General features: G+C 47.0%; 14 protein-coding genes. All 14 read left to right on the forward strand.

What is annotated here, in order from left to right; all coding sequences use genetic code 11:
* Nucleotides 1-99: 99 nt before the first annotated feature.
* The 14 genes from rpmH (at nt 100) to rpsF (ending at nt 12,234) form a co-directional block, all read left to right on the forward strand.
* On the forward strand, nt 100-234 hold the full coding sequence (gene rpmH / locus NQU17_12560) for a 50S ribosomal protein L34 (GenBank protein UUM11471.1): 135 nt from the start codon (nt 100-102) through the stop codon (nt 232-234).
* A gap of 47 nt (nt 235-281) precedes the next feature.
* Nucleotides 282-656, forward strand: a complete 375-nt coding sequence (rnpA, locus tag NQU17_12565) for a ribonuclease P protein component (GenBank protein UUM11472.1) — start codon at nt 282-284, stop codon at nt 654-656.
* Complete coding sequence (yidD, locus tag NQU17_12570) at nt 628-846, forward strand: membrane protein insertion efficiency factor YidD (GenBank protein UUM11473.1); 219 nt, start codon at nt 628-630, stop codon at nt 844-846. The genes rnpA and yidD overlap by 29 nt, the downstream gene beginning before the upstream one ends.
* Nucleotides 847-857: 11 nt before the next feature.
* Nucleotides 858-1,616, forward strand: coding sequence for a YidC/Oxa1 family membrane protein insertase (locus NQU17_12575; GenBank protein ID UUM11474.1), 759 nt, complete (start codon nt 858-860; stop codon nt 1,614-1,616).
* Complete coding sequence (locus NQU17_12580) at nt 1,616-2,245, forward strand: protein jag (GenBank protein ID UUM11475.1); 630 nt, start codon at nt 1,616-1,618, stop codon at nt 2,243-2,245. Before NQU17_12575 ends, NQU17_12580 begins: the two co-directional genes overlap by 1 nt.
* A gap of 290 nt (nt 2,246-2,535) precedes the next feature.
* Nucleotides 2,536-3,903, forward strand: a complete 1,368-nt coding sequence (gene mnmE, locus NQU17_12585; GenBank protein ID UUM11476.1) for a tRNA uridine-5-carboxymethylaminomethyl(34) synthesis GTPase MnmE — start codon at nt 2,536-2,538, stop codon at nt 3,901-3,903.
* Nucleotides 3,904-3,911: 8 nt separating this feature from the next.
* Nucleotides 3,912-5,783 carry a tRNA uridine-5-carboxymethylaminomethyl(34) synthesis enzyme MnmG gene (mnmG, locus tag NQU17_12590; GenBank protein UUM11477.1) on the forward strand — a complete coding sequence of 624 codons (1,872 nt, stop codon included), beginning with the start codon at nt 3,912-3,914 and terminating at the stop codon, nt 5,781-5,783.
* Between the two features lies 1 nt (nt 5,784).
* The gene (rsmG, locus tag NQU17_12595; GenBank protein ID UUM11478.1) at nt 5,785-6,528 is read left to right on the forward strand and encodes a 16S rRNA (guanine(527)-N(7))-methyltransferase RsmG; all 744 of its coding nucleotides are present in this window, start codon (nt 5,785-5,787) and stop codon (nt 6,526-6,528) included.
* A 1,724-nt stretch (nt 6,529-8,252) separates the two neighbouring features.
* A complete protein-coding gene (locus NQU17_12600; protein UUM11479.1) occupies nt 8,253-9,026 on the forward strand; it encodes a ParA family protein in 774 nt (257 codons plus the stop codon).
* Entirely contained in the window at nt 9,026-9,898 is an 873-nt protein-coding gene (locus NQU17_12605) for a ParB/RepB/Spo0J family partition protein (GenBank protein ID UUM11480.1), read from the forward strand. Before NQU17_12600 ends, NQU17_12605 begins: the two co-directional genes overlap by 1 nt.
* A 27-nt stretch (nt 9,899-9,925) precedes the next feature.
* On the forward strand, nt 9,926-10,495 hold the full coding sequence (locus tag NQU17_12610; GenBank protein UUM13515.1) for a DUF4446 family protein: 570 nt from the start codon (nt 9,926-9,928) through the stop codon (nt 10,493-10,495).
* A gap of 327 nt (nt 10,496-10,822) precedes the next feature.
* The gene (locus tag NQU17_12615) at nt 10,823-11,659 is read left to right on the forward strand and encodes a mechanosensitive ion channel family protein (protein UUM11481.1); all 837 of its coding nucleotides are present in this window, start codon (nt 10,823-10,825) and stop codon (nt 11,657-11,659) included.
* Complete coding sequence (locus NQU17_12620; protein UUM11482.1) at nt 11,656-11,859, forward strand: DUF951 domain-containing protein; 204 nt, start codon at nt 11,656-11,658, stop codon at nt 11,857-11,859. The genes NQU17_12615 and NQU17_12620 overlap by 4 nt, the downstream gene beginning before the upstream one ends.
* A gap of 87 nt (nt 11,860-11,946) precedes the next feature.
* Nucleotides 11,947-12,234 (forward strand): 30S ribosomal protein S6, encoded by a 288-nt coding sequence (gene rpsF / locus NQU17_12625; protein UUM11483.1) that lies wholly within the window; start codon nt 11,947-11,949, stop codon nt 12,232-12,234.
* The last annotated feature ends 7 nt before the right edge of the window (nt 12,235-12,241 follow it).

The raw sequence follows: 12,241 nt of genomic DNA on the forward strand, positions 1-12,241 counted from the left end.
GGCATAACTTTCTTGACACACTAAAAACACATGAGTATAATAATCTAGTATCACTTAAAATGCATTAATTGCGAATAGACCCGGAGGAGGTGTAGATATATGTTCATGACGTATCAGCCAAAGAAGAAGCAGAGAAAGAAAGAACACGGCTTCAGAAAGAGAATGGCAACCAAGAATGGAAGAAATGTACTTAAGAGAAGAAAACTTAAGGGCAGAAAAAGATTAACAGCTTAAGGGCCGCATTATGTGGCCTTTTTCTGTAAGGAAAGAGGAACACTTCTGTGAAACATGAAAGACTCAGGAAAAACCAGGAGTTCCGGAACGTATACAGAAGAGGCAGGTCTTGTGCCAGTGATATGCTGGTGCTCTACAAACTGAAGAATCCACGAAATGTTCTGAATGGAGAACCGTTCAACCGAATTGGGATCTCCGTCAGCAAGAAAGTTGGAAACAGCGTTACCCGAAGCCGTGTAAAACGGCTGATCCAGGAGGCCGCACGACTTTCCAGGGAAGATACAGTCCAAGGATTTGACCTGGTATTCGTCGCCAGAAACCCCATCGTTGGCAAAACTTATCATGAAGTGCTGTCATCGGTCCGCTATTTGTATAAGAAAGCGGGAATTAAACATGAAAAAAGTACTAATCAGCCTGGTTAAGTTTTATCAGAGAAATATTTCTCCGAATACACGACCCAGCTGCCGGTTCATCCCCACTTGCTCCCAGTATTCGCTGGAAGCGATCGAAAAGTATGGAGCTCTCAAGGGTTCCTGGATGGCCGTGAAACGGATATTGCGATGTCATCCCTTTTATCGGGGAGCCATTTATGATCCGGTTGATAAAGACTAGGAGGAATTCCGTTGCAACAGAGTATTAACAATGTGTTCAGGACAGTTTTTGACATCCTGAATCAATTTTTGGGCAGCTATATCGCTGATCCCGGAACACGATGGGGATTGTCCATTGTGCTTTTCACAGTTCTTTTCAACATCATCGTCTTTCCGCTGAACTGGAAAGCCATGGTGAGTTCGAAGAAAATGAGCATGATCCAGCCGGAGCTGAAGAAGATCCAGGAGCGTTTCAAGAATGATCCTGCCAAGCTTCAGGAAGCACAGTCCAAGCTGATGAAGGAAAACAACGTCAGCATGTGGGGTGGATGCCTGCCCATGTTGATTCAGTGGCCCCTGTTCATTGCGCTGTTCAACGTCTTTAATCAGCTGGCGAAGGATGGAACCATCGGTGGGATGGGATTCCTCAGACCCTTGATTAATGATCTGGCAGCCAACAAGAATCTGCCACTGACCATTCTGACCGTTCTTACCATGCTCCTCTCAACCTGGATTACTCAGAAAGCCAATGAGAAGAACATGTCAGCCGAAGCAAAGGCTCAGGCCAAGCAGATGAATACCATGAACTACGTCATGGCACTCATGATCGGCTGGTTCACCTGGTCCTCCCCCGCTGCTCTGGGACTGTACTGGATCACCGGAAACATTTTCCGGATTTTCCAGCAGCTCATCATGAACAAAGTTCAGGGGAATGAACCAAACCCTGTGATCGTCCCTGACCTTCCGGAACCGGAAAAGAAAAGGAAAAGAAATAAGGTGATCAGAAAATAATGGAAGCATTGAAAGCAACAGGAAAAACACTGGAAGAAGCTGTAGAAGCTGCCAGAGCCAGCTTAGGCTGCACATTGGACCAGATGGAATATCAGGTGCTTGAAGAAGGCTCCAAAGGGATCCTCGGATTCGGCGCCAAACCATTCATCGTTCAGGCGACCCGCAAAGCGGAACCCCTGACCGACAAGGCAAAACACTTCATCCGCTCCATCCTTGATAAGATGGGACTGATGGCGGAGATCAGAGTACGCGAAGAAGAAGGCAATATCCGTGTCAACCTGGCCGGACCCAAGATGGGCCTGATCATCGGCTACCGCGGGGAAACGCTGGATGCGCTCCAGTATCTGACGAACCTGGCAATCAACAAGGAACGGAGCCGTGAGGAATACACCCGAGTCATCATTGATACCGAAGGTTATCGTGAAAAGCGGGAAGAAACCCTCAAGCATCTGGCTGAGAAAACCGCCTGGAAAGTCACCAAGTACGGCAAGAGCATCAAACTCGATCCAATGAATCCCTACGAGCGTCGAATCATCCACTCCAGACTGCAGGATTATCCGAATGTTAAAACCCATTCCGAAGGGGAAGAGCCTTACCGGAAGGTTGTTGTGGAACTTGACCAGAAATAACCAACTGAATGGAAGCATAAAACAAAGACATTATCCTGCCGGATGATGTCTTTGTTCTATGCCTGGAAGAAATGACGGCCGGTGTCATTCGTTTTTTTGACAGATCAGATATAATGATAAAGAACAGTTTCCTCTGGGGGATCGCTGCATTTCATGAAGCAATCCCAACAGTGGAAAATACATGGTCAACCGCCGGTCCGATCAGGGATCACCGCGGCAGCCTCAGCAACAGCCGGCCGGAACGTGCTTCATCGAGTCGAGGGACCGGCAGAAAGATATGGTGAACAGTAATGATAGATAATAAGACCATAGTGGGAGTAGCCACTTCGGCCAGTTTAAGTTCCATCAGCGTGATCCGGTTATCCGGGGAGGCGGCCCTGCCCGTTGCGAGCCGGATTTTCCGGGGCATTCGGGGACGGCAGCTGACGGACATCAGGCCGTTTTCCATTCGCTACGGCCACATTCTTCAACAAGACGGCAGTGTGATTGACGAGGTTCTGGTCAGCTACTTCAAAGGACCCAGAAGCTACACCGGAGAGGATGTCATCGAGATTTCCTGCCATGGTGGTCCCCTCCCCGTCCGTCGCATTCTGGAACGAATTCTGGAGCAGGGCGTTCGGCTGGCTCAGCCCGGAGAATTTACTAAACGGGCATTTTTAAATGGGCGGATTGACCTCTCCCAGGCGGAAGCAGTCATGGACATCATTCAGTCCCGGACCGATGCCGCCCTGCGTTCAGCCAACGATCAGAGCCGGGGCAAGCTGTCCCGGCGCATCCTGGAACTAAGGGATGAATTGATGAATGTTATGGCCAAAATAGAAGTTACGCTGGACTTTCCGGATGATGACCTGGATCGGTCCTCTGATCTGAAGCTGGCGCAGGAACTGGAGGCAATCCGCACCGAAATTGAACAGCTTTTAGCCACTGCGGAAAAGGGCAAGCTGCTGCGCGAGGGCATCAAGGTGGTCATTGCCGGCAAACCGAATGTCGGTAAGTCCTCTCTGCTCAACGCGCTGCTGGAGGAACAGCGGGCCATCGTCACCGAAATTCCGGGAACGACGCGCGATGTCATTGAAGAATACATTAATCTGGAGGGAATCCCGATCCGTCTGACCGACACGGCAGGGATCCGCGAGACTCAGGATCTGGTGGAATCCATTGGTGTGGAGCGATCCCGCCGCAGCCTGGAGGACGCGGATCTCATTATCCTGGTGCTGGACCTGTCCAGACACTTAAGTGAGGAAGATCATGAACTGCTGGAGCAGACGGCCGGCCGCAAGCGAATCCTGCTGCTCAATAAGGAAGACCTGCCCAAGGTGGCTGAAATTCCGGAGGACATCCTTCAAGATGCCACCGTGATCTCGGCGCTGAACAATTTTGGGCTGGACCGGCTGCGGGAGCGCATTCATGCCATGAGCCTGGAGGATGCCTCCGGCTTTGATGAAACACTGGTTACCTCAGCCAGACATAAGGAAGCACTGATGCAGGCCCAGCAGGCCCTTATGGATGCGGTTGCTGCCATCGAGCTGGCTGTGCCGATGGATCTTGTAACCATCGATGTTCATGCAGCCTGGTCCAGTCTGGGCGAAATAACAGGTGATACGCTGCAGGAGGATCTGGTTGACAAGATCTTCTCCGGCTTCTGTATCGGAAAGTAGGTGAAATAATGCCATATCAAGGACAATCATACGATGTCATCGTAATCGGCGGCGGCCATGCGGGAGCGGAAGCTGCTCTGGCCAGTGCCCGCCTGGGGATGAAAACCATCCTGCTGACCATGAACATCGATTCCATTGCCTTCCTCCCCTGCAATCCAAACATCGGAGGAACAGCCAAGGGTCATCTGGTCCGGGAAGTGGATGCCCTGGGCGGACAGATGGGCCTGAATATTGATAAGACTTTTATCCAGTCCCGGATGCTCAATACATCGCGGGGTCCCGCGGTTCATTCGCTGCGGGCCCAGGCTGACAAGAAACGCTACCAGGAAGAAATGATCAAGACGCTGGAAGCTCAGGACGGTTTGACTATCTATCAGGTAGAGGCAACCGCTTTGAACGTGACAGACGGAGTCATTCAGGGCGTCACCACAAAGAACGGGGCATACCTTCCGGCAAAAGCCGTCATCCTGTGCACCGGAACGTATCTGAAAGGAAAAATCATTATTGGAGAAACCAGTTATGAGTCTGGCCCCAGCGGACTTCAGCCGGCTCGGGACCTCTCCCAGAATCTGCTCGACCTGGGCATTGCCCTGAGACGGTTTAAAACCGGTACCCCTGCCCGGGTCCATAAGCGAAGCATCGACTTTTCCGTCATGGAGGAGCAGACCGGTGATTCCGAGATTTACCCGTTCTCTTTCCTGACCGAAACGCTGGACCGGGTGGACCAGGTCAGCTGCCACCTGACCTATACCGCTCCCCTGACCCATGAAATAATCCGCCGGAATATCCATCGCTCCCCTCTCTACAATGGATCCATCGAGGGGGTCGGGCCGCGCTACTGCCCTTCGATCGAGGACAAGCTGATGAAATTTCCGGATAAAGAACGTCATCAGATCTTTATTGAACCGGAAAGTGAATCCAGCCAAGAGATGTATATACAAGGTATGTCATCATCGCTGCCGGAGGATGTCCAAATTGAATTCCTCCGTTCTGTACCTGGTTTGGAGCAGGCGGAAATCACCCGTTCGGGATACGCCATTGAATATGACTGCATTGATCCCCTGCAGTTGAAACCGACCCTTGAATTCAAAACAATCCGAAACTTGTTCAGTGCCGGCCAGATCAATGGAACCTCTGGCTATGAGGAAGCTGCCGGTCAGGGAATTCTGGCTGGCATCAATGCCGCATTGGCCATACAGCATCGGGAGCCCGTGATGATCGACCGTTCTCAGGGGTATATCGGCGTACTGGTGGACGATCTGGTCACCAAGGGGACCAATGAACCCTATCGAATGATGACGGCCCGATCGGAATATCGTCTGGAGTTAAGACAGGACAATGCGGATCTTCGGCTGACGGAACTTGGCCGACAAGTTGGTTTGGTCAATGATGAGCGCTGGGCCCGGTATATGGAGCGCAAGGAAGCCATCGGTCGGGAGAAACACCGGCTGAAGGAAGAGGTCCTTACCGGCAAGGCGGACCAAAACGAAGTCATGATTACACTGGGCAGCACTGAGATTAAGAAAGCCACGAGCCTGTATGACCTGATCAAGCGCCCAGAACTGGATTATGACAAACTGTCTCCCTTGGATCCGAACCGCATGCCATTGAGGAAGGATATCCGGGACGAAATTAATATTCAAATCAAATACGAAGGATACATTCAAAAGGAACAGGAGAAAATCAATCAGTTCCGCAAGATGGAAAATCGGTTGATTCCGGATGAGGTTAACTATTTAACAATCAAAGGACTGCGCAAGGAAGCACAGCTGAAGCTGGATCAATTACGACCGCTGAACCTGGGCCAGGCATCTCGAATCTCGGGAGTCTCCCCTGCTGATATCAATGTCCTTTTAATTTATCTGGAATCCAGGAGGTAATATGAACCAGCACTATGATATGCTCCGACGGATCGCTGAACCAATGGAAATGGATGTTTCACGTGAAACATTTGAGCGATTTGTTCTTTATAAAAATCTGCTGCAGGAATGGAACCAACACCTGAACCTGACAGCAATTATCGATGATGACGGAATTTTCCTGAAACATTTCGCAGATTCGATCACTATTTTCCGCTTGAATGAGGTCAAACAATCGAAATCTGTCATTGACGTTGGTACGGGGGCCGGATTCCCCGGCCTTCCGATGAAAATCCTGGATAATTCGATTGAACTGACTTGCCTGGATCCACTGAATAAACGACTGACCTTTCTAAAGGAAGTAACGAATCAGCTTGGTTTAGCGGGTGTTCATTTCATTCATGGTCGAGCTGAAGATGTTTCACGTGAAACATCTCATCGCGATCACTATGATTTGGCGGTATCCAGAGCGGTGGCAGTACTTCCCACACTGATGGAATTCTGCTTGCCCTTCGTCGCACCGAATCATTATTTCGTCGCTATGAAGGGTCCGGGTATTGAAGCTGAGGTTAAACTGAATCCCAAGCTGTTTCATGAATTGTCTTCAAGTCTTGTCAAAATTGAACAGGTGCCTGATTTAGATGAATACGAGCACAACCTGGTATTGATCAAAAAAACCAACGCAACCAGCTCGAATTTTCCAAGGAAATTCGCTCAAATTAAAAAAGACACGGAACGATACAAGACACTTCTGGGCAAAAGTTAAAATCCAACTAATTCTCTGTAGACAGTACTCAGAAAAACATTCTCCACGGCAGCAATGTTTCACGTGAAACATTGCTGCCGTTTTATAATTCATCTTTTTAATCCATTTTTTGTGATCCGTCTTTCTAAGATCGGATCATATATGAGTTGAAGACAACCCGAGTCTGATCGCTTTATAATAGGAGTCTTGTAGAATGTCTGGACAATAGTTTCAGGTTATCCATTGAATAATTGAAGTAATCAAGAATCAAATTCTTGATCTGTGCATAAGTCCATGATTTTCGTTGGTTTATGAGCATCTGAGTCAATTAGAAACTATTCACAAAATAATCCACTGATTTATCCCCAAATGGTCCATATAATGTGGATAAGTCGGTGGATTACTCAGAAAAATTGTTAATATTCATAAAAATGCCCTAAAATACTTCGTTGGAAACGTACTTATCAACAGGATACATGCATGGTTTCTGAAGAAAAAAATGATTATAACCTTTTGTTTTGGTTACTATTATGTTTTATCCACAATTTTAGGTTCTCATTGTGGATAAAACATCTTCATTTCTGCTTAATAATGCAATGAGGAAGAATATAAGTTCAACGTGAAACCAACTGGTGTGGATAACATGATAAAAAAGAGCATTCATTTGATTGAAGCACAAAGCAAAACCAATTGATGGGTAAAGATATCCACAAAATCACGCAATGAATGTGAATATCTACTCCACATGAACGATCTTCCATCGTACTTGGAGATGAACTGGAAATGAAAGCTGTATGAGGTGCTAAACTCAGAGGTAAAAACCAAAATTAACAAGCAGATTTTTATTATTGTACTTGCAGGCAGCAAAATATGATCCGATGCAGGAGCCATTGTACGGATCCAGGAATGAAATAATAAATCATAGTATACCTGCATTGGTTCTGTGAAAGCGCCCAAATGTTTCACGTGAAACATTTGGGCGCATAATTTTTGTGAAGAAGCACGACTATTGATCATTAGAACGAACTTAATCATACTGATAAGATTCCTGGTCATCAGCAAAAGTCCAGGCTTTAGCTATGACACCTGCTAAAATGGAAGAAAATGTTTCACGTGAAACATTTTTTCTTAAAGCTTGATACAATACCTTAAAACTGATAAAAAAAGCTTGAATTTAATTGAATACTAATCCAGTAAATCCAGGTCGATTGGTAGATTAAGAAACCGGGGGGAGAGAATGTTTCACGTGAAACATTCTCTCGGCCATACTGTGAATAGGATCTAAAGAGTGGAAGAACAGAAAATTTCATAACTGGGCTAATTTAGCCCAAAGTATGAATGGCACTGTTGGAAATTCTTTTCTATTTATTGGGATAGATGCATAAATAACTTGGTTTTTATGGTAAAATTAGTAGAGCAAAGGTCCAAATGTTTCACGTGAAACATGTTATGAGCACAAAATTTTAGCCCAAATTTCCGAATTGATCAAACTGATTATGAAGATCGAATCAATGTTCGAGAGTGGGATAATGATTTATCAACTGCTTCGAAGGAATATTGACAAAATAATCAACTGATTCAGTGGATAAATAGGATATGCCTAAAAATAAGATTCAAAATTTACTTGATTTGGAAATAAAAAAATGGACTTGTACGACATTTGTAAAGTTCGATGAAATGCTTTTCACAGCCACTCAGACGGACGGCTTTTGGTTATAATAAATTAAAGTAAGGGAGAATGCCATTTGAAAGTAATCAGTATATTCAACCAGAAGGGCGGCGTTGGCAAAACCACTACCAACATCAATCTGGCCGCGGGTCTGGCGTTGAAGAAGAAAAAGGTACTGACCATCGACATGGATCCGCAGGGAAACACAACATCCGGACTAGGCATCGATAAGCGGGAACAAACCCTCTCTACTTATGATCTGCTGCTGGGAGATATCCCGGTCAGTGACCTGATTCAGCCTGTTGAAACTGTCCCGGGGCTCTATATAATTCCTGCCAGCATGCACCTGGCTGGAGCGGATATTGAGCTTTCGCAAATCAAAGACCGGGAAAAAGTTCTGGCTGAACGTTTAAAAGAAATTGAGACTCGTCAGTTTGATTATATTTTTTTGGATTGCCCACCCTCACTGGGACTGCTCAGCATCAATGCGCTGACGGCATCCGACTCTGTGATTATTCCCATGCAAAGTGAATTTTATGCTTTGGAGGGAATCAGTCATCTGCTTGATACCATTCTAAGGGTCAATAAAGGCTTGAATAAAGATCTGGCAATCGAAGGAGTTCTCCTTACGATGTACGACCCACGCAAAAATCTTCATCTGGAAGTAGCTAAAGAATTGAAAAAACATTTCGGTGCGCTCGTATACCGCTGTACGATTCCTCAGAATGTCCGTCTGGCAGAGGCACCCAGTTTTGGGTTGCCCATCTATCAGTTCGATGCCCGCTGCAAAGGGGCAGAAGCCTTTGAGGATCTGGTAAAAGAGTTCCTGAAAAAGAATAAGGAGAAATAATGAGCAAAAAATTCGGTCTGGGAAAAGGACTGGATTCCTTATTGCCAACGGAAGACCCGGCGAAGAAGACAGAATCCGCCGTTAAGCCTTCGGATAAAGTAAGCATCAATCAACTGAAACCCAATAAGGAACAGCCAAGAAAACATTTTGATGAGACAAGGCTGCTTGAACTGACCGAGTCCATCAAAGAACATGGAGTCATTCAGCCGATCCTGGTTACCAGGGATAAGGCCGGAAGCGATTATATCATTGTAGCGGGAGAACGCAGATGGAGAGCGGCGAAAAAGGCTGGCCTCAAGGAAGTTCCGGTCGTAGAAATGGATCTGACCAATCAGGAACTGATGGAAGTATCTCTCATTGAAAACATTCAGCGTCAGGATCTCAATCCGATTGAAGAAGCCGGCGCGTTTAAGAAACTAATGGATGATTTCAAAATGACGCAGGAAGCGATCAGTCAGCGGGTGGGAAAGTCGCGAGCAGCGATTTCCAACACCATCCGACTTCTTCAGCTGGATTCCAGAGTGCTGGATTATCTGGCCGATGGCGTTATTTTTGAAGGACATGGCCGGGCGTTGCTCGGGGTCGATGATCCGGATCTGCAGTATAAGATCTGTCAGAAGATCATTGACGAAGGCATGTCAGTCCGGGATGCCGAAAATTACATAAAGAATTATGACAAAATGAAAGACCTTCGATCCAGAGAACGGAAAAAGGATATTTTCCTGGCGGATCTGGAGAAGCAAATCGGCGGTTATTTCGGCACGAAAGTGACATTTCGGCAGAAAACCAAAAACAGGGGCAAGATCGAAATCGAGTACTACAACCAGGAAGACCTGGAGCGAATTCTCGACTTACTGAAGGCAGAGGAATAAGGGGAGAAAATGAATTTATTAAATCAAATGGGACCGGTCGTGGCGGTGGCATTGGTTTTCTTGTTGGCTGCTGTTATTGGACTGAGCGTTCTATCATATAAAATGTATAATAAACTGAACAAGATTGAGACGGCTTACCGCAGAACGTTCCGGGTGGGACGGGGAAAAATCCTGGAAGATCTGATTGCGGAGAATCTCCAGATAATGGAAGAGGCTTCTACGGTTTCCAAAGAAGTTGCAGCTAAAATGGAAAAGCTCGAATCAGATATGGCCCGTGCAATTCAGAATGTCGGCATGGTTCGATACAGAGCCTTCAAGGATATGGGACCGGAACTGTCCTTCTCCCTGGCACTGCTCGATGCTCATAAAGACGGCGTAATCATTACCAATATCTTCGGCGGATCCAACTGCTCCGTTTATTCCAAACCGATCAAGGATGGCAAGTCAGACTTCCTCCTGTCGCTGGAAGAAAAGGAGGCGCTGGAAATCGCGATGTCGGACAAGCCCAGCAAGATTCCGGAGCCGGCTAAAAAACCAACCCTTCCGGGGATGATCGCCGCTGTGGTGGCAAACAATATCCTGGCACCCAAAAACTAATAATTCAAACAGAAAACGGGATGAAATCCCGTTTTTTGCTTGTCCGCAGATCAACAGGATTGCATCACAGTACACGGAGATCCTTTGCTGGCTGCGGTTTCTCATGATGCGGCTCCCTTTGGGGGGAGTGGCGAAGTTTTATTTCCGGATAGCCGGTTTCGGTTTTTTGATGTGCGTATCAAGTGACCAGCGGATTGCTGAAATTAGGATGAATTACCCGAACAAGAGTGAAAACTGTCCCGGGGCGGGGACAAATTAAGATATAATAAGAGATGTATAACAAACAGGGAAGCATGAATAATAAGTTTGTTTCCGACGGAGGATCCTATGAATCTGGAAGAAATATGGATCAGCATGAAACCTGGTTTGGCAGCCATTCCCGGGAAACTGGTTGCCTCTCTGGCAGTACTGCTGACCGTAACCTTGATCATCAAGCTGCTGCATTATCTGATCGATCGAACCCTGGACGTCAAGTTCATGAAACTGGATCTGGTAACCCAGAATATCCGAACAAAAACACTCCGCTCGATTCTGAAGAGCCTGACCACGTACGGTCTTTATATTTTCGCAATCCTCTATATCATCACGTTGTTTGTCGGCCCGCTGGGCCTGACTCTGACATCCATCGGCGGCGTAGCCCTCGGCTTTGGGGCTCAGAGCTTCGTCAAAGACATCATTGCCGGCATTTTCATTCTGATGGAGAACAAGTTTAAAATCGGGGAGTATGTCACCATTGGCGGACGCCAGGGAATCGTAGAGGATATCGGTCTGCGCACAACGGTGCTGCGTGATTTTAACGGCGATATGCACATCATTCCGAATGGCAACATTCAGGAAGTCACCAATGTATCCCGGGGGGACCGGCGGTTCATGGTGGAAGTGCTCATCCCCGATACCGGCGCCGTCGAGCAGGCGGCTGTCCTTTTGCAGGAAGTGAGTGAGGAGTTCAAGAAAACCCATGACCAGCTGCTGGACGGACCCGCTTATGTGGGTGTTGTCAACATCCGGGATGTGGGAGCAACCCTGCGTGTTCAGGGCCGGGCGGAGTATGTCTATCACTGGATTTATGAAAATGACCTGAGACGGGATATTCTTCAACGCTTCGCACAGGCAGGGATAAAAACAGGTGTCCGGATGTTTTCCGAAGGAGGCATGGCAAAATGATCAGCGAGTATGAACTGGGAACGATTGTCCAAATGAAAAAACAGCACCCGTGCGGTTCCTGGCAATGGGAAGTCATCCGACTGGGTGCGGATATCAAGATCAAATGTACCGGATGTGGCCGTATGGTAATGCTGCCAAGAAGCAAGTTTGAAAAGGACGCGAAGAAAGTAATCAGTACAGGCGAAAAAAAAAATTTGTAATGTCGGAGAAAATGTGATAGCATTAGTAATTGCAATCCCTGTCATGCGAAATGTATGACCATTTGTCCGGGGGGAGGAGGTGACATTATGAGAAAGTATGAAACCATATTCATTGCACATCCGTCATTCGACGAGGAAGGCGTTAACGGCCTGATCGAACGGTTCAAGGGTGTAATCGAAAATGGCGGAGGTACCGTCGCTAATGTTGATTTATGGGGTAAGAGAAGACTTGCTTACGAAATCAGCAAAGTGAACGAAGGTACTTATGTACTGATGAACTTTGAAAGTGAATCAGCATTGCCGAAAGAACTCGACCGTATCTACAGAATTACGGATGGAGTTTTGCGCCACATCATCGTCGTATTAGAAAAATAAGGATGGT

It is taken from the genome of Clostridiaceae bacterium HFYG-1003 (genome assembly GCA_024579835.1).
In the GTDB taxonomy this organism is placed as follows: domain Bacteria; phylum Bacillota; class Clostridia; order Clostridiales; family Clostridiaceae; genus JG1575.